The organism is Pseudomonas sp. WC2, assembly GCF_050586545.1.
Lineage (GTDB): Bacteria > Pseudomonadota > Gammaproteobacteria > Pseudomonadales > Pseudomonadaceae > Aquipseudomonas.
Genome location: NZ_JBOBDR010000005.1, coordinates 158,387 through 176,529, shown reverse-complemented (window position 1 = coordinate 176,529; position 18,143 = coordinate 158,387). Strand labels below are relative to the sequence as shown.

Below are 18,143 nucleotides of genomic sequence, written 5' to 3'. Positions count from 1 at the left end.
AGCGGATCACTTCTTGGTGGTATCGGTCGCGGCGACTTTCTTGTCGGTGGCGGCGGCTTTGGCTGGCGTGGTTTTCTTCGCTGGAGCCTTGGCCGGAGCTTTTTTCGCTGGCGCCTTGGCAGCGGCTTTCTTGACGGGAGCCTTTTTCGCGGCAGGCACAGCGGCTTTTTTCGCCGCAGGCGCCGGCGTCACCGGTTTGGCCACTGGCTTGACGTCTTGTGCAGCGACCATGGTCACCGGCTTAGGCGCCGGCATGTTGTACTTGCTCAACAGCGCGACCATGGTGTTTTGTGGGGTCACCAGCAGTTCGACGCGACGGTTCAGGGCACGACCTTCAACGCTGTCGTTGGCCGCACGCGGCGCTTCGGAACCCATGCCGCGTAGCATCAGACGATCACGCTGCAGGCCGCTGAGGCGGAAAATCGCGGCCACGGCCTGGGCACGTTCCTGGCTCAATTTGGTGTTGGCCGGAGCAGCGCCGCTGGTGTCGCTGTGGCCCAAAACCAGCACGGCGGTTTTCGGGTCAGCTTCGAGGATTTTCGCCACGCGAGTGAACGGGCCGAGGGTGACGGGCAGCAGCATCGCCGGGCGATCCGGGTTGAACGAGCCTTCCACCGGCGCCGTCACGACCAGCACGTTTTCACGGCGCTCCAGTTGCAGATTGCTGTCCTTGACCGCTTCACGCAGGCGCGGCTCATAGTCGTCGAGCCAGGCTTGCGTGACTTTCGGATCCGGCATCGGCACAGCTTTGGTGGTTGGCTGATCCTTGCCACCGAACGGCCACCACCACTTGCTGCCGGTGTCGGCGTCAGCCTTGGCCACGGCGACTGGTTTTTTCGCTTCGGGGGCGACTTCAGCCTTCATGTCAGCCTTGGCCGCTTCATCATCGGAACCGAATGGCCAGTACCAAGGGCTGCTGCTTTCAGATTTCGCCACTGGTGCAGTAGCGGCGGTTTTCAATGGCGCTGGAGCCGGTGCCGGCTCGTTGGCCGCGACTTTGTCGGAAGAACCGAACGGCCACCAACTGCTGCCGTCTGCATCGTTTTTCGGGGTCTGTGCGCAACCGGTGATCGCTACACACAGGGCCAGGGCGAGGGTCTTTTTAGATGACATTGAAAATCCACAAAATGAAGTAATGAAAAATCAGAGCACTTTCGCCCGGATAAACAGTCGATTTGAATCGAAATAACGCTTGAGGTTCCGACCCTGGAGCCCCGGATGGAACTTTACAGACAAGTGGCAAGGACCCGCGCGAGCTTCTGCGCGCGCGGATCCATCAAAACGTACGGCCCCAGGGTGTTTGTCACGAATCCGAAGGCGACATCATGTTCAGGGTCAGCGAAACCGATGGAACCGCCCGCGCCAGGATGGCCAAACGCCCGTGGGCCGAGGCCGTAAGTGGCATTAGGCACCTCCGGCTGATCAAGCATGCAGCCCAGACCGAAACGGGTGCGGGTCAGCAACGTCTTGTCTTCGCCGAGGCTGTGCTCGCGGGTCAGCTCTTGGAGCATGTCGCTTTCGAGCAGGCTGCCGTCGAGCAACCCGGCGTAGAACCCGGCGAGGCTGCGCGCATTGCCGTGGCCGTTGGCCGCCGGTTGCTGCATGCGCCGCCATTCGGGTTTGTTGGTGCTGGTGAGCACCGACGGCGGATTGGTGAAGGCGCGGGTGGTCATCGCGGTCGGTTCGCGCATGGTCACTTGCAGCAGGCGTTGCGCGGCGGCGTCGCCCGCATTGCCTTTGCCCCGCGCGATGTGCGCCACGCGATGGAATTCTTCGTCAGCCAGACCAACGTGGAAATCCAGACCTAGCGGCTTGGCCACGCGCGCGACGATGGATTCGCCCGGCCCGCGACCGTCGGCGCGCCGCAGCAATTCGCCAACTAACCAGCCGTAAGTGATCGCGGCGTAACCGTGACCGGTGCCCGGCGTCCACCACGGTGCTTCGGCGGCGAGGGCGTCGACCATGGTTTGCCAGTCGTAAAGGGCTTCGGGCGCCAGCAACTCGCGCAGGGCCGGCAGACCGGCCTGATGGCAGAGCAATTGGCGCAAGGTGACGGATTCTTTGCCCGCAGCGGCGAACTCGGGCCAGTAGCGGGCCACCGGAACATCGAGTTGCAACTTGCCTTCGGCAACCAGTTGCAGGGCGGTGACGGCGGTAAAGGTTTTGGTGCAGGAGAACAGGTTGGCGATGGTGTCGCTGTGCCAGGCTTCAGCGCCGTCCTTGTCGGCGGTACCGGACCAGAGGTCGAGGACGGTTTCTCCACCGACCTGAATGCACAGGGCTGCGCCGCGTTCCTGGGGATCGTCGAACAGTGCCGCGAAAGCGTCGCGCACCGCTTCGAATTGAAGCTCGTAATGTCCCTGAATCTGCACCCGCAACTCCCCCGCGAAAACGCTCTACAAAGTGGCCCGCATTGTTCCAGCCCTTGAGGGATTTGGGAACAGCTGCGGGCCAGACGGTTATTTCTGATTTCCGTTAGTGACCATTCCCCGAATGCCCACCGGCATGCCCTGCCCCCGGCCCTTTCCCGGCCTCGCCTTTGCGCCCGCCTTCAGCCTCATGCCCTGCAGCGGCGGCTTTCTCCGCCTCTTTGCCGAGCTGATCAATCGCCTGCAGATTGCTCTTGCGCACCGCCTCGACAAAGCCCTGATACGGCAGATCCGTCACTCCGACCAGCCCGAAATGACCGTTCTCGCCATCAAGCAAACGCCCGGTGACCGGTTGATCGAGATACTGGAACCAGTGCACGCCGACAATCGACGGTTCGCTCAAGGCCTGCTTGAGGAAGTTGGCATACGCCGGGGCGCGGTCTTCTTCTTTGCCCAGTTGCGTCACCCCGCCCCAGAACGGGCCACGGTCAGCCGAGCCAAAGTTGAATTCGGTGATCAACACCGGTTTGTCCAAAGCCGCCAGCGCCGCGAAGTCATAGCCGTCCTGCGGCTTGAGCGTGTACATATTGAAACTCAGCACATCGCAATACTGCGCGCAGGACGCCACCGCTTCCGGGGTGCTGATAGCGAAGCGGCCACCGAGCAGCAATTGGTTCGGCGCGTGCCATTTCAGCGAGTCGGAGATGGTCTTGAAGTAGGTGTCGGCGAAGACCTTCTGGAAGTATTTGAAGTCCGCCTCGATTTCCGGATGTTCCGGGCTTGGCAAGGGCGGCTCGAAGCCCGGGTCTTCCATCAATTCCCACGCCGGCAAATCAATGCCCCAGGCTTTCGACAGTCCGGCCTGATTGCGGTACTTGTCGCGCAATTGCTTGAGGAACGCGCGCTTGGCCGGCACATCGGTGGTCATCTTCAACGTGCCGTACGCCAAGGCGTAACGGGATTTCGGGTCATCGCCAGGACCGGCCCACGCCAATTCGTTGTCGGCGTAATAGCCGATCAGCCACGGATCATCGCGGTGATCGCGGGCAGCGATAGCCACGGCGCGCTCGGTCGCCATGGCGAAACGCGGATCGAACGGATCCGGCATGCCGCCCCACCAGTCGCTGCCGGTACTGATACTGGTGTAGTCGCCGACGATCGACAGCGGCAAGGTGTACGGCACGCGTTCGGCTTCACTTAGCGAATCGGCGCTCCAGTTGCCGACGGTGTTGAAACCCCAGGCTTGCAGTCGATCGAGCGTGTGATGGGTCCATTGCTGCTCATCGATGGTCGCTTTGCACGGCGCGGCAGCCTTTTCAGCCGTCACCTGCACGGCGTCAGTCTTGGCGGCTTCGGCAACGCCGGACTTCGGCTCGGCCGGCGCCGTCACAGGCTCTGTCGCATTGACGGCGGCGGTTTCAGCGGCTTCAGTCTTCGCGGCTTCGGCAACACCGGACTTGCTTTCGCTGTCGGTATTGCATGGATCGCCGTGGATACGCTGCAGATTGGCGCCGTAGAAGTCGTACCAGCGTCCATTGCCGTAACCCCGGCCCTGATCGACGCCGTTGCCGCCACGGTTATCACCCTCGCCAAAATGTCTGGCCAGTGGCTCCTCGGCTTTGGGCAGGGATTCGAACATGTACTCGCGACCGGCCACGTACGTCTGGTTGACGTCGGCGCTGACCGTGTTTACGCCCAGCGAGTAGAACGGATGCCCTTCAGGGGTGACCAGATACCAGCGGCCATCACGTTTTTCGGTGCGGAAAAAGCCGCTGGCCTTGAACGTCGGGCCTTTGTTCCAGCCGCCGAACTTGTCCAGCGAAGACTTCTCGCGCTCGGCCAGCCAGGTTTTCAGCTGTTGCTGTTCCTTGGCGGCGGCTGATTTCAATTGTTCGTCGCTGCTGACTTTTTCCGGCCATTTGCTGCGGGTCGATTGCCCGTAGGCGTCGACCAGATTGCCGTACACCGCTTGGGTGACCGAGTCGCCGTCCTGCACGCCAAAACGCTCCAACAGCAAGCTCTGGGCGACTTTCGGCTGATCCATCGACAGACTCACCGAGACCACTTGGCTGCGATCAATCTCGCCGCTGCTGCTGGCCAGCAAAATGCGCTGACCATCGACGGTCATCGGCATCGGCGGCCCGGCTTTCATGCCTTGGCTTAATGGCGTGGAGGCTACCAATGGCACCAGCAACGTTTGCGCAGGGCCGGCCGGCAGATCGACACGGCTGACCAGTGTACGGCCGTCATTGCTCTGGATTTGCACGTAAACGGTGACGGCCCAGTTCATCGCACTCTGCAAACGCAGGGTCATCATCCCCGACTGCGACCAGTCCCACGCGCCGGTTTGCGGGGTCAAACGCAACGTCGGGCGGGCCACTGGATTGAACGTCACCCGGCGCAGCACTTCGCCTTCCGGGGTTTGCTCGGCGTTGGCTTGCGGCAGATCAGCGTTTTCGGTGGCGATCTTCACCACGTCGGCAGGACGGACAAAGTTGAACAGTGTCTGCTGACCAGCGGGCGCTGCGAGCAACGGCGCAGCAAAGATCAAGACGAATACGGCAGGCAACGAACGGCGGATCATAAGAACGGAGTTCTCCCTAACGACCAACTAAGGCCAATGGAAAAGCATGGCAGAGAGATAGACAGCGCGGCGGGCAAAACTGCCCACCGTTGTCTCAGGATATTTCACGACGGAAAGGGGGCAACGCATTGAGGATCGCTTTGCCGTAGCGCTGGGTGACCAGCCGCCGATCCAGCAAAGTGATAGTGCCGCGGTCTTCTTCGGTACGCAGCAGACGCCCGCAGGCCTGCACCAGTTTCAGCGAAGCGTCGGGCACCGAGATCTCCATGAACGGATTGCCGCCCCGGGCTTCGATCCACTCCGACAACGCCGCTTCGACCGGATCGTCCGGCACCGAGAACGGAATCTTGGCAATCACCACGTGTTCGCAATAGGCGCCCGGCAAGTCCACACCTTCGGCGAAACTGGCGAGACCGAACAGGACGCTGGAATCACCACCATCGACCCGCGCCTTGTGCTTGTTCAGGGTTTCCTGTTTCGACAGGTTGCCTTGAATGAACACTTGTTTGCGCCAATCGCGGTCGAGACCGTCGAACACGTCCTGCATCTGTTTGCGCGAAGAGAACAGCACCAGCGTGCCGCGCGATCCTTCGACCAGATCCGGCAACTCCCGAATGATCGCCGCCGTATGAGCAGCGGCATCGCGCGGATCGGCTTTCAGATCCGGCACCCGTAGCACACCGGCATCGGCGTGGTGGAACGGGCTCGGCACCACGGCGGTGACGGCTTTTTTCGGCAGACCGGCACGCATGCGGAAGCGGTCAAACGTGCCCAGCGCGGTCAGGGTTGCCGACGTGACGAGGCAACCGTAGGCGACGTTCCACAGGCTGCGGCGCAAAGTTTCGGCGGCCAGGATCGGGCTGGCGTTGACCTCGATGTCAAACAGCGAACCGCTTTCGGCCAGCGTCAGCCAACGTGCCATCGGCGGGCTGTCTTCCGGGTCTTCGGCGGTGAACGCGGTCCACAGTTCCCAGTTGCCGGAGGCGCGGGACAACAGGCTGCCGAACAGCGGATACCACTCTTCCGCCTGATTGCTGGCGATGCCGATGTTGACCTCGCCGTCCATGCCTTCCTTGAGCAGGTCGGTCAGGCGGGTGAACAGATCGTTGAGGCGCGAGAAGCCTTTCTTCAGCTCGATGCCCATTTCGCGGATGTGCTCAGGAATCACCCCGGCGACGAAACGATAACGCGGCCGCTCACGGCCCTCGACGTCTTCACCGGGTTTGAAATCGGCAACCTGTTCGCAGGCGCTGAACATGAACTGTTGCTGGGCCTTGATCTCGCGCGCCAGCTCCGGCACCTGCTCGATCAATTTGCCGAGATCGCCCGGCAACGGGTGCTGAGCGAGCAGTTTGGTCAGGTTCTTCGCAGTGGTTTCCAGCCAGTCGGCGGTGGAACGCAGGCGCGTGTAATGGGCGAAGTGGCCGATCGCCTTGTCCGGCAAGTGGTGGCCTTCGTCGAACACGTAAATGGTGTCGCGCGGATCGGGCAGTACCGCACCGCCGCCAAGGGCCAGGTCAGCCAGCACCATGTCGTGGTTGGTGACGATCACGTCAACCTTGCCCATGCCTTCGCGGGCCTTGTAGAAAGCGCACTGGCCAAAGTTCGGGCAATGACGGTTGGTGCACTGGCTATGATCGGTAGTCAGGCGCGCCCAGTCGGCGTCTTCCAGCGCATTCGGCCAGCTGTCGCGGTCGCCATCCCATTTATTGCCGGCGAGCTTTTCAATCATGCTGGTGAACAGCTTCTGACTGGCTTCATCGACTTCGATCTTGAAGCCTTCTTCCTCGAACAGTTGCGCGGTGGCGGTTTGCGCGTGGCCTTCCTGCAACAGCATGTCGAGCTTGGACAGGCACATATAGCGGCCACGCCCCTTGGCCAGCGCGAAGGTGAAATTCAGCCCGCTGTTGCGCATCAGGTCGGGCAAATCCTTGTAGACGATTTGCTCTTGCAGCGCGACGGTCGCAGTCGCAATGACCAGACGCTTGCCGGCAGCTTTGGCCGTGGGGATCGCCGCCATACTGTAGGCCACTGTCTTGCCGGTACCGGTGCCGGCTTCCACCGCGACAATCGCGGGGTCGCCACTGCGCCGGCCTTCGTCGTCGGTGTCGATATCCCCGAGGACTTTGGCGATTTCAGCGATCATCAGGCGCTGGCCGTAACGCGGTTTGAGGCTCTTGGCCTCTAGAAAACGCGAGTAGGCGCCCTGGATCGTGGTTTTGAGTTCAGTGCTGATCATGGATTGTCGGGCGCAAAAAACGCTGGATAAATTTTCAGTGGTTTCGGATGGCGGCTATCATACCCCGCTAATTAATCCCGCGCAGAACGGAGTGCCCCAATGACACCTTTTAGCCTCGTTTACCCCCTGCATGTGCTGTCCGCATTAGTGTGGGTCGGCGGCATGTTTTTCGCCTGGATGGTCCTGCGCCCCGCGGCGGTGAAGGCCCTCGAAGGCCCTGCCCGGCTGACCTTGTGGGTGGAAGTGTTTCAAGGTTTTTTCCGCTGGGTGTGGGTCGCGGTGATCCTGCTGCCGATCAGCGGCGTCGGCATGTTGCATTTGCAGCAGGTCGGTTTCGAGACCGCGCCGAAATACGTGCAGGTGATGATCGGGTTGTACGTGGTGATGACGGCGCTGTTTATTCGGATTCAGGGGTTGATGCTGCCGGAATTGCGCACGGCGGTTGAAGCGAAGGACTGGCCGACGGGCGCGGCGGTGCTGGGGCGGATTCGCCGGGTGGTGGGGATTAATCTGATTGTCGGGTTGGTGCTGGTGGCGATTGCGGCGGCGAGGCCGTGATCGTTCCCACGCTCTGCGTGGGAATGCCGCAAGGGACGCTCCGCGTCCAGTGACGCGGAGCGTCACTGGCTGTGTTCCCACGCAGAGCGTGGGAACAATCAGTAAAAGCGCTTACAAGCGCTGCACCGTCACAGCACCCGCAGCCCCGACAGGCCCAGGCTGTCCATCCGCCCCGGCCTTGCCGCTCTTGCCGCCATCGGCGCGATAGACCAGGCAGCCCTTGGACTTGCCGCCCTTCCCTGCCTTACCGCCAACACCCGCCGGGCCACCGGCACCGCCAGCGACATTGACCTTGATCAGCTCGGCCGGAAACTCACGCGGCACTTCAAGGCGCACCAGTGCACCCGGTGCACCCGGTTGGCCGTCACTGCCATCACTGCCATCAAAACCGTGTCCAGCCGAACCATAGGTGCAGCCCGGATCTTCACCGTTGCCGCCGTCCAGACCGACAAAACCTGGTGCGCCGGTGCCGCCACGGGCATCAACGAACAGTTGTGGCGCGTTCAATGCCTTGAATTGCAGATTCAGATTGCGCCCCGCACGGGCCGCTTTTTCGTAGGTGCCCGGTGCACCGCGCGCGGTGATCTTGCTGCCATCGCCCAGCTCGGCGCGAACGACTTTCAGGTCCAGCGCCTGTTCACCCGGCACGATCGCAATGCGCGCTTCATGACCCAGGCGCAGTTCGCCGACGCTCAACTCGGTCACGTTGGCAGGAATCAGCAGCGTGCCGTAATCGGCCACTTCCAGTTTTTCCAGCTGCAAGGTGCTGGCGGTGTTGGGCAAGCGCATCAGCGAATTGGTTTCGACACTGACGACCTGGGCGCAGGCCAGTGGACTGATGAATGCAGCGAGCAGGCAAAGTTTACGCATGGGAAGAAGCCTCCGGAGCGGCCGGGGCCGGGATGGTTTGCAGGTGGAAAACGCCGAACAGCAGGATGCGGCCACGGTCACGCCAAGGGTGCGGACGGCCTTTGAGGCTGCGATTGCACAGCAGCACTTCGAGTACATGAATCAGCAACAACAGACCGCCGGCCAGATTGACCAGCAGATGCAGCGGATGAACGAACGGCACCAGCTGATTCGCCAGCACCACGCAGCAGAACAGCAGGGTCAATAAACGCCCCAGCCCCCAGAACACTTTCATACGCTCCCCCGTGTTGCGAATTATTCTTTGGGCGCACAGTAACGGCTTCTGCGGGGGATAAGCCAGAGGGATAAATGAAAAAATTCCGATTGCCTGCCAAATGGCTGCCGAAACGACGCTGATCGTCGCCCGGCAGCTCTAGCCCGCGCCCTACAGACGCTTCCTAACGATTAATGTGCAGCTCCACGCGACGGTTCTGCGCGCGGCCTTCATCGGTGGCGTTATCGGCAACCGGCTCACTTTCGCCGCGACCCTCGCTGGTCAGTTTGTTCGGCGCCAACCCCTGGCTCAGCAGATACGCCGCGACACTGCTCGCACGCCGTTCCGACAGTGCCTGGTTATAGGCATCCGAGCCTTTGCTGTCGGTGTGCCCGATGACTTTGATGCTCACCACGTCGGCATTGCGCAACTTTTCCATCAGCGTATCGAGCTGGGCTTTGGCGGCCGGGGTCAGGTCGGACTTGTCGAAATCGAACAACACGTCGCCGGCATCGCTCAAGGTGATGACTTCAGTCTGCGGGGCCGGTTCGACCGGTTTCTCAGCCACCGGATATTGCGGCAACGGGCAACCGCGATGGTCGACCGGGGTATTGGCCGGGGTATCCGGGCAACGGTCGCGGCGGTCGAACACGCCGTCGTCGTCCTCATCACCGTCCTGGGCATAGCAGATCAGTCCGCCGGTCACGATCCCCAGCGCTGCGCCGCCACCGGCCCAGCCAGCACTTTCGATGGCGCCAAGACCGCCACCGACCAGCCCGCCGAGAAGGCTGCAGATCGGCCACGTACGTTGATTGAGGGGGGCATCGCCATCGCTGTGAGTGGCGCAACCGGTCAGCAAGCTGCCTAGCAACAGCACCGGCAAGACGGACCTTGAGAATACAGTCATTGTGAAAGCTCCTGTGTCACCGGCCCATACCGGTTACACAGGAGTAAAGACCCGCATCCGCGACTGCACAAGCCGCGGATGCGAGAGGGGCTCAACGCTGGATTTTGATTTCGGTACGACGGTTCTGCGCGCGGCCGTCAGCGGTTTTGTTGTCGGCCACTGGCTGGCTTTCACCCAGACCGGACACCGAAACGAAGCTGGCGCGTGGCACTCCCTGCTGGATCAAGTAGTCCACCACCGAATGCGCGCGACGATCCGAGAGTTTTTTGTTGTAGGCATCGCTGCCCACGCTGTCGGTATGACCGGTCACGGTCAGTTGCGCAGTCGAGGATTCCTGTTTCAGTCGGGTAGCGACCTTGTCGAGGACTTGTTTGTCTGGGCCGGTCAACGTGGCTTTGTCGAACTGGAAGTGAACATCACGGATAACAATGGTTTCTTCCTTGACCACTACAGCTTCTTCGACCACTGGCGCAGGCGCTGGTGGAGGGCAACCGTCAGCATCGACCTGTACGCCTTTAGGCGTGCCTGGGCACTTGTCGCGACTGTCCGGCACACCATCGCCGTCTTCGTCGCCATCACCGTGCACCCAGCAATAGGCCGCTGCGGTACCACCGACCAGCAACGCGCCGTAGCCGGCCCATGCCGAACTTTCCGTCGCGCCGAGACCGGCACCGACAACACCACCGACCGCCGCACAGGTCGGCCAGTCGGTTTTCTGCAAACCTGCACAACCAGTCAACACACTGGTTAGCAGAATCAAAGGTAATGCTGTCCGAACTATGCTCATCTGGTTTTCTCCTGAGGGATCGGCTTAGAACCGATTCAGGGAGTAAAGACCGGAGTTTTAATCTCCGCCAGCAATAGGCCACTGCTGTTTGCGAGCGTGTTCACAGGACTTTGACGCATTTGCCGCAAACCGGCGAAACAGGGCCCTTTGCCGCTGCAGTCAGGCAGGCTAGTCTTGGCGGTCTGATTGAGGAGCCTTGATGAACGTCGCCATTTCTTCCCGCACGCCGCAACAGGCGTTGGCCGCTTTGCTGGATCGCTACGCCCCGGCGCGTCTTCTGCTGATCGGCGCCAGCGAGTTTCCGGCCCTGAGCGCCTTTAAAGAGGCGCACCCGGACACCGTCGTCGCCCACGCCGCGCCGGGCGCATTGCCCGCCGAACTGGCGGCGCAGCGTTTCGATCTGGCGCTGGTGGTCGATTGCCTGGAACATTTGCCCAAGCGCGATGGCCTGAATCTGTTAGGCGGGATTCGCAATCTCAACGCCAGCCGCATTGCGGTGCTGGCGGATCTGGCGGCCAGCGGCTGGCAGGAAACCGACTTCTATTCGCTGGCGCTGCAAGCCAGCGAACGTTTTCAGCGCGATGATCAAGTGCTGACCCTGTTCACCTACGATCTGCTTGAATACAAACAAGTCCCCGACTGGCTCAACTCACGCTTCTGGGCCAATCCGGAAAACTTCGGGAAATACTGGTGGTAATGCAATGAGTACAGCCATTTGCCCTTGCGGCAGCGGCAATCTGCTGGATGCCTGCTGCGGTCACTATCACGACGGTCATCCTGCGCCGTGCGCCGAAGCGCTCATGCGTTCGCGCTACAGCGCCTACGTGCTGGGCCTGATCGACTATCTGGTGGCGACCACCCTGCCCGCCCAACAAGCGGGACTGGATCGTCAGTCGATCAGCAACTGGAGCGCGCAGAGCACTTGGCTGGGCCTCGATGTCGAAAGTTCGGAAGTCTTCGGCGGTCAGCCGGAACACGCCTTCGTCACTTTCACCGCGCGCTGGCACGATGATCAGGGCGAGCACAGCCATCGCGAGCGTTCCTCGTTCGTGCAGAACACCGGGCGCTGGTATTTCATCGACCCGACGGTGCAGTTGAAGCTGGGCCGCAATGACAGTTGCCCGTGCGCCAGCGGGCAGAAGTTCAAGAAGTGCTGTGCGGGGTATTTCGGCGCGTAGAGACGACGGCGGTTAGACTGGCACCAAAGGGAGTACAACCATGCTCGGTCGGCGCACGTACCAATTTCTCATGTTGACGCTGGTCCTCAACCTCGGCGGTTGCGCGTCGTGGTTCAGCGACGACAGCGTCGAACCCGCCGTGCATCTGGTGAAAGTCGAAGTGGTGCGCGCCAAACTGCTCGAGCAGAAGTTCATCCTGCACTTTCGTGTCGATAACCCCAATGACAGTGACCTGACCGTGCGCGGCCTCGAATATCGCATTCATCTGGCCGACCTGTTGCTGGCCGAGGGCGAGCATGAACACTGGTTCACTGTCGGACCAAAACGCAGTGCCTATTTCAAAGTGCCGATCCGCACCAACCTGTGGCCGCGGGTAAAAGACGTGGTGAAAATGCTGAAAAGCTCAGACCAGCAGATTCCCTATCGACTGCAAGGGGAAATGGAAACCGGTTTATTCATCGCTCACTACGTGCACCTTGAGCGCAATGGCGTGATAATCCCCGCCGATTTAATTCCGGAGCAACACCGATGACCCAGCAACCTCATGTCCATGGCCCTGACTGCAACCACGATCATGATCATGACCATCACCACGATCATGACCACGGCCACGTGCACGGCCCGAACTGCGGCCACGCCCACCAGGAACCGGTGCGCAACGCCCTGAAAGACGTCGGCCGCAACGACCCGTGCCCGTGCGGCAACGGCAAGAAATTCAAGAAGTGCCACGGCGCTTGATGCCTTAGGCGAAGAATCTCTTCGCCTGACCTGCCGCCTTCGCGAGCAGGCTCGCTCCCACATTTGATCTGCGCCGACCACATTTTTTGTGAATACCCGCAGACCCAGTGGGAGCTGGCTTGCCAGCGATGAGGCCGGCAACTTCAACATTGATGTCAGCTCGCACACCGCTATCGCTGGCAAGCCAGGTCCCACAGGTTTATCTCGACTGCACTTGGGAAGACCTGACCCCGGGCGTCGTGAACTCAAGAAATAACTCTCTCGCCCGCTTGCGCGGCCACCTCCTGCTCACTAACGTAGCGGCTTTATTGCGCCCCCAGCCTCTACACCCCCGCAGGAGCTTTGCCATGGCCTCGCCAGCCCTCACACATTTTCTTCCCCGGTTCGGCGTTGCCGCAGCAGTGGCCGGTGTTTTGGGCCTGTCCGGTTGCCAGACCTGGAACGCCCAGGACACCCTCCCGCCGACCTCCGGCGTGCAACCGCTCAAGGGCTTGGCGCAGAATGTTTCGGTGCGTCGCAATGCCATGGGCATGCCGCTGATCGAGAGCAACACCTTCCACGACGCACTCTTCAGCCTTGGCTATGTCCACGCCAGCGACCGCATCAATCAGATGGTCACCCTGCGTCTCTTGGCTCAGGGCCGGCTGGCGGAAATGTCCGGTGCGTCGATGCTCGATGCCGACCGCTACATGCGCGCAGTCAACCTGAAGAAAAGCGCCGGTGAGCTGTACAAAGCTTCGTCGCCACGCCTCAAGCGTTTCTTCGAAGTCTATGCGCGGGGCGTCAACGCCTACCTGTTCCGCTACGCCGACAAGCTGCCGGGCGACCTCGCCTCCAGCGGTTACAAGCCGGAATACTGGAAACCGGAAGATTCCGCACTGATTTTCGCCCTGCTGAATTTCAGCCAGTCGGCCAACCTGCCGGAAGAAATCTCCTCGCTGGTACTCGCGCAAACCGTGACCACCGACAAACTCGCCTGGCTGACGCCGTCCGCCCCCGATGAAAACTTGCCACTGGCCGAAGCCGACAAGCTGCAAGGCCTCAAGCTCAACGGGCAGATTCCCGGCCTGACCGAGCTGAGCAATGCCAGCCAGCAACTGTCGGCACTGAACCTGCTCGGCACGCCGTCTTCGAACAACTGGGCGATTGCCCCGCAACGCAGCCGCAGCGGTAAAAGCCTGCTCGCCAGCGATGCCCATGGGCCGCTGGCCGCGCCGTCGTTGTGGAGCTTCGTGCAGATTCGTGCGCCGAAATATCAAGCGGCGGGCGTGACCGTCGCCGGTTTGCCGTTGGTGCTGGGTGGTTTCAACGGCAAAGTGGCGTGGAGCACCACCAGCGTATTTGGCGACAACCAAGACCTGTTCCTGGAAAAAATCCGTCGTCAGGGCAGCAGCCTGACCTACGAGGTCAATGGCAAATGGCAGCCACTGGGTGTGCGCAACGAAACCTATTTCGTCAAAGGTCAGCGACCGATTCGTGAAGCGGTGTACGAAACCCGCCACGGCGCGCTGCTCAACAGTGCTCAGGCTGCGGCGCAAGGCACCGGTTTCGGCCTGGCCTTGCAGACACCGAGCTTCACCGATGACAAGTCGCTGGATGCGTTTTTCGATCTGACCCGGGCACAAACCGTTGAACGTGCTTCCGACGCCAGCCGCGAGATCCGCGCCATCGCCCTGAATCTGGTGTTCGCCGATGCGAGCAACATTGGCTGGCAAGTCACCGGCCGCTTCCCAAATCGTCGTGAAGGCGAAGGCCTGCTGCCGTCGCCGGGCTGGGAAGGTCGCTACGACTGGGACGGTTACGCCGACCCGATGCTGCACCCGTACGATCAGGACCCGGCGCAAGGCTGGCTCGGCACCGCCAACCAGCGCGTGATTCCTCACGGTTACGGCATGCAGTTGTCGAATTCCTGGGCCGCGCCGGAACGTGGCGAACGTTTGGCCGAACTGGCCGGCAGCGGCAAACACGACAGCCGCAGCGTGATCGCCATGCAGTACGACCAGACCACCACCTTCGCTGCCAAGCTGAAGAAGATGTTTGAAGCGCCGGGCATGAAGCAGCCGCTGAAACAGGCCATTGATGCCCTGCCGGAAACCGATCGCAGCAAGGCCCGTGAAGCGTTCACGCGGTTGATGGCGTTTGACGGCAAGCTCAGCCCGACGTCGGCGGATGCGGCCATCTATGAGCTGTTCCTGCAAGAAAGCATGAAGCAGATTTTCCTCGACGAACTCGGTCCGGAATCGAGCCCGGCGTGGAAAGCGTTTATCGCCAACGGTGATTTGTCCTACGCGGCGCAGGCCGATCATCTGCTGGGGCGCGAAGACAGTCCGTTCTGGGATGACCTGCGCACGCCGCAGAAAGAAGACAAAGCGCAGATTCTTGCTCGTAGTTTCGCAGCGGCGATCAGCGCCGGCGACAGTCAGTTGGGCGGCGATCATCGCGCTTGGCAGTGGGGCAAATTGCACAGTTATGCCTGGAAAAACAGCACCGGCCAAACCGTGCGCGGGCCACTGGCGGCGGGGGGCGATCACACCACGCTGAACACCTCGGCGTTCGCTTGGGGTCAGGATTTCGTCACCACGCGCGCACCGTCGATGCGGTTCATCGTCGACTTCAGCCAGACCGAACCGCTGATGGGTCAGAACGGTACGGGGCAGTCGGGCAATCCGGTCAGCCCGAACTACCTGAACGGGATCGATGCGTGGTTGAAGGGGCAATACATCGGCTTGCCGATGCAGCCGCAGAACTTTGACCGGGTGTATGGCAAAACCCGATTGACCCTTACCCCCGGGAAATAAACGCAGTTCCATGGTGCTGATGATCGTTCCCACGCTCCGCGTGGGAACGATCTGTCGCAATGCGTCATCCTGAAAATCGATAGAACTTCCGGCTCCGCGCCAGCCTCATAACTGACAAGCCCCCCCATTCAGGTAACGACATGGACCTTGTTATCGCGCGCCCCGAAGGTCTCTATTGCCCGGCCGGGGATTTCTATATCGACCCCTGGCGTCCCGTCGAGCGCTCGGTGATCACCCATGCCCATGGCGATCACGCCCGCACCGGCAACCAGCATTACCTGTCCAGCAGCGCCAGCGAAGGGATTCTGCGCGCGCGACTCGGGCAAGACATCAATCTGCAAACCCTCGCCTACGGCCAGCGCCTGACCCACCATGGCGTCACCTTGAGTTTTCATCCCGCCGGCCACGTGCTGGGTTCGGCGCAAGTGCGTTTGGAATACGGCGGCGAAGTCTGGGTCGCGTCGGGGGATTACAAGATAGAACCGGACGGCACCTGTGCGCCGTTCGAACCGGTGCGTTGCCACACCTTCATTACCGAGTCGACCTTCGGCCTGCCCATCTATCGCTGGCAGCCACAGGCGCAGATCTTTGCCGAGATCAATCAGTGGTGGGCAGCCAACATCGCCGCCGGCAAGGCCAGCGTGCTGTTCTGCTACTCGTTCGGCAAAGCCCAGCGGATTCTCCATGGCATCGACGAAAGCCTCGGGCCGATTCTCAGCCACGGAGCGGTCGAGCCGCTGAACCGGGTGTACCGCGAGGCAGGCGTCTATCTGCCGCCGACGATCTACGCCGGCGACGTCGCCAAGAATGATCCACGAATGCGTGAAGCGTTGGTCATCGCCCCGCCCTCGGCCGGCGGCAGTAGCTGGATGCGTCGTTTCGGTGACTTCAGCGACGCCTTCGCCAGTGGCTGGATGCGCTTGCGTGGCACTCGCCGGCGGCGCGGTGTGGATCGCGGATTCGTCTTGTCCGATCACGCCGACTGGCCCGGTCTGCTCTGGGCAATCGAACAGACCGGCGCCGAACGGGTGATGGTCACCCACGGTTCGATTGGCGTCCTCGTGCGCCATCTGCGCGAACACGGCCTCGATGCACAGGGCTTCAACACCGAATACGGCGATGACGAAGAAGACAACATCGCCTCCCAGCCCACCGTCGCCGAGACGCCCGTATGAAAGCCTTCGCCGATCTCTACGCCGAACTCGACGCCACCACCTCGAGCAACGCCAAACTGGCGGCGATGCAGGCTTACTTCGCCCAGGCTGAACCCCACGACGCAGCGTGGGCGGTGTACTTTTTGTCCGGCGGCCGGCCTCGGCAGTTAGTCCCGGTGCGGGTCCTGCGTGAAGTCGCGGTCGCAGTGTCGGGCCTGGAGCCGTGGCTGTTTGAGGAAAGCTATCAATCGGTGGGCGATCTGGCCGAGACCATTTCCCTGGTTCTCCCGGAAAACCCGCACACGTCCAGCGCTGGTCTGGCTGAATGGATCGAAGACAAACTGCTGCCCTTGCGCGGTGAAACCCCGGAATTCCTCGCTCGGCAGTTACCGGCATTCTGGGCACAACTGGATAGGCCGAGCCTGATGTTGTGCATCAAGCTGATCACCGGCAGCTTTCGTGTTGGTGTGTCGAAATTGCTCGTGACCCGAGCGCTGGCGGCGATGGCCGGGCTCGACAGCAAACGCGTGGCGCAACGGCTGGTGGGTTACACCGATCTGTCGAACCGCCCGAATGCGGCCAGCTATCTGAAACTGATCGCCCCGGAATCCGCGGACGAACACGCCCAGCGCGGCGGGCAGCCGTACCCGTTTTTCCTCGCCCACGCCTTGTCGCAACCGGTTGAGGAATTCGAGCAACTGATCGGGCCGGCCAGCGACTGGCAGATCGAATGGAAATGGGATGGCATTCGCGCGCAAGTGGTCAAGCGCGAGGGCCGCTTGTGGGTGTGGTCGCGCGGTGAAGAACTGGTCACCGAGCGCTTCCCCGAACTGGATGTGCTGGTGCACGGTCTGCCCGATGGCACGGTGATCGACGGCGAAATCGTTGTATGGAAAAGCACCCATCCGACCACCGAAGATGCCTTCGATCCGCAATCGACTGAACCGCCAGCGGTGCAACCGTTCGCCCTGCTGCAGCAACGCATCGGCCGTAAAACCCTCGACAAGAAGATTCTCGAAGAAGTACCGGTGGTGGTGCTCGCTTACGACCTGCTGGAATGGCAAGGCGAAGACTGGCGCAATCAGCCGCAGGCCAAGCGCCGCGCGCAATTGGAAGAGGTGATTGCACGTTGCAACAGTCCGGTTTTACTGCCTTCGCCCGTGCTTACCGGTAACGACTGGTTTGACCTCGCCCGCCAGCGCGAAGCCTCTCGGCGCCTCGGTGTTGAAGGCATGATGCTCAAGGCGCGGGATTCGCTTTATGGCGTTGGCCGGACCAAGGACATGGGCGTGTGGTGGAAGTGGAAAGTCGATCCGTTCAGTGTCGACGCAGTGCTGATTTACGCCCAGCGCGGGCATGGCCGCCGGGCCAGCCTGTACAGCGATTACACCTTTGCCGTGTGGGACGGGCCGCCGGAATCCAGCCAACGCTCGCTGGTGCCGTTCGCCAAGGCTTATTCGGGGCTGACCGATGAGGAGATGCGCCAGGTCGACAGCATCGTGCGCAAGACCACCGTGGAAAAATTCGGCCCGGTGAGCAGCGTCAAGCCGAGTCTGGTGTTCGAATTGGGCTTTGAAGGCATCGCCCTGTCACGGCGGCACAAGAGCGGAATTGCCGTGCGTTTCCCGAGAATGCTGCGCTGGCGTCAGGATAAAACCGTGGATGAGGCGGATAGCCTCGCCACATTGCAGGATCTGCTGGCCTGACC

The 18,143-nt window shown here is 61.5% G+C and carries 16 protein-coding genes; 8 read left to right on the top strand and 8 right to left on the bottom strand.

The window, feature by feature from the left end:
- Nucleotides 1-6 precede the first annotated feature (6 nt).
- From ACQ4OE_RS08065 to dinG, 4 genes are all read right to left on the bottom strand, one after another.
- The gene (locus tag ACQ4OE_RS08065) at nucleotides 7-1,113 is read right to left on the bottom strand and encodes an OmpA family protein (RefSeq protein ID WP_430946298.1); all 1,107 of its coding nucleotides are present in this window, start codon (nucleotides 1,111-1,113) and stop codon (nucleotides 7-9) included.
- Nucleotides 1,114-1,226: 113 nt separating this feature from the next.
- Nucleotides 1,227-2,372 (bottom strand): serine hydrolase domain-containing protein, encoded by a 1,146-nt coding sequence (locus ACQ4OE_RS08060; protein WP_430946297.1) that lies wholly within the window; start codon nucleotides 2,370-2,372, stop codon nucleotides 1,227-1,229.
- Between the two features lie 103 nt (nucleotides 2,373-2,475).
- Nucleotides 2,476-4,953, bottom strand: a complete 2,478-nt coding sequence (locus tag ACQ4OE_RS08055) for a beta-agarase (RefSeq protein WP_430946296.1) — start codon at nucleotides 4,951-4,953, stop codon at nucleotides 2,476-2,478.
- Between the two features lie 94 nt (nucleotides 4,954-5,047).
- A complete protein-coding gene (gene dinG, locus ACQ4OE_RS08050) occupies nucleotides 5,048-7,192 on the bottom strand; it encodes an ATP-dependent DNA helicase DinG (protein ID WP_122591523.1) in 2,145 nt (714 codons plus the stop codon).
- Nucleotides 7,193-7,291: 99 nt separating this feature from the next.
- Between dinG and ACQ4OE_RS08045 the strand changes: the two genes are divergently transcribed.
- A complete protein-coding gene (locus ACQ4OE_RS08045; protein WP_430946295.1) occupies nucleotides 7,292-7,750 on the top strand; it encodes a CopD family protein in 459 nt (152 codons plus the stop codon).
- A gap of 111 nt (nucleotides 7,751-7,861) precedes the next feature.
- Here the strand turns inward: ACQ4OE_RS08045 and ACQ4OE_RS08040 are convergent, their stop codons facing one another.
- From ACQ4OE_RS08040 to ACQ4OE_RS08025, 4 genes are all read right to left on the bottom strand, one after another.
- Nucleotides 7,862-8,620, bottom strand: coding sequence for a collagen-like protein (locus ACQ4OE_RS08040; protein WP_122591519.1), 759 nt, complete (start codon nucleotides 8,618-8,620; stop codon nucleotides 7,862-7,864).
- Nucleotides 8,613-8,894 (bottom strand): DUF1145 domain-containing protein, encoded by a 282-nt coding sequence (locus ACQ4OE_RS08035; RefSeq protein WP_053117797.1) that lies wholly within the window; start codon nucleotides 8,892-8,894, stop codon nucleotides 8,613-8,615. Before ACQ4OE_RS08035 ends, ACQ4OE_RS08040 begins: the two co-directional genes overlap by 8 nt.
- 163 nt (nucleotides 8,895-9,057) lie before the next feature.
- Nucleotides 9,058-9,780 carry an OmpA family protein gene (locus tag ACQ4OE_RS08030; protein WP_430946294.1) on the bottom strand — a complete coding sequence of 241 codons (723 nt, stop codon included), beginning with the start codon at nucleotides 9,778-9,780 and terminating at the stop codon, nucleotides 9,058-9,060.
- Nucleotides 9,781-9,871: 91 nt separating this feature from the next.
- Nucleotides 9,872-10,567 (bottom strand): OmpA family protein, encoded by a 696-nt coding sequence (locus tag ACQ4OE_RS08025; protein WP_007918596.1) that lies wholly within the window; start codon nucleotides 10,565-10,567, stop codon nucleotides 9,872-9,874.
- 199 nt (nucleotides 10,568-10,766) lie between these two features.
- On the opposite strand from ACQ4OE_RS08025, the gene ACQ4OE_RS08020 reads away from it, so the two are divergent.
- The 7 genes from ACQ4OE_RS08020 (at nucleotide 10,767) to ACQ4OE_RS07990 (ending at nucleotide 18,141) form a co-directional block, all read left to right on the top strand.
- Complete coding sequence (locus tag ACQ4OE_RS08020; RefSeq protein WP_116254526.1) at nucleotides 10,767-11,264, top strand: DUF6231 family protein; 498 nt, start codon at nucleotides 10,767-10,769, stop codon at nucleotides 11,262-11,264.
- Nucleotides 11,265-11,268: 4 nt separating this feature from the next.
- Entirely contained in the window at nucleotides 11,269-11,745 is a 477-nt protein-coding gene (locus ACQ4OE_RS08015; RefSeq protein WP_122591515.1) for a YchJ family protein, read from the top strand.
- A gap of 40 nt (nucleotides 11,746-11,785) precedes the next feature.
- Complete coding sequence (locus tag ACQ4OE_RS08010) at nucleotides 11,786-12,277, top strand: LEA type 2 family protein (protein WP_122591513.1); 492 nt, start codon at nucleotides 11,786-11,788, stop codon at nucleotides 12,275-12,277.
- Nucleotides 12,274-12,483 carry an SEC-C metal-binding domain-containing protein gene (locus ACQ4OE_RS08005; RefSeq protein WP_008083915.1) on the top strand — a complete coding sequence of 70 codons (210 nt, stop codon included), beginning with the start codon at nucleotides 12,274-12,276 and terminating at the stop codon, nucleotides 12,481-12,483. The genes ACQ4OE_RS08010 and ACQ4OE_RS08005 overlap by 4 nt, the downstream gene beginning before the upstream one ends.
- Before the next feature lie 347 nt (nucleotides 12,484-12,830).
- Nucleotides 12,831-15,281, top strand: coding sequence for a penicillin acylase family protein (locus tag ACQ4OE_RS08000; RefSeq protein WP_430946293.1), 2,451 nt, complete (start codon nucleotides 12,831-12,833; stop codon nucleotides 15,279-15,281).
- Between the two features lie 140 nt (nucleotides 15,282-15,421).
- Nucleotides 15,422-16,456 (top strand): ligase-associated DNA damage response exonuclease, encoded by a 1,035-nt coding sequence (locus tag ACQ4OE_RS07995; RefSeq protein WP_430946292.1) that lies wholly within the window; start codon nucleotides 15,422-15,424, stop codon nucleotides 16,454-16,456.
- Nucleotides 16,453-18,141 carry an ATP-dependent DNA ligase gene (locus ACQ4OE_RS07990; RefSeq protein WP_430946291.1) on the top strand — a complete coding sequence of 563 codons (1,689 nt, stop codon included), beginning with the start codon at nucleotides 16,453-16,455 and terminating at the stop codon, nucleotides 18,139-18,141. Before ACQ4OE_RS07995 ends, ACQ4OE_RS07990 begins: the two co-directional genes overlap by 4 nt.
- Nucleotides 18,142-18,143 lie beyond the last annotated feature (2 nt).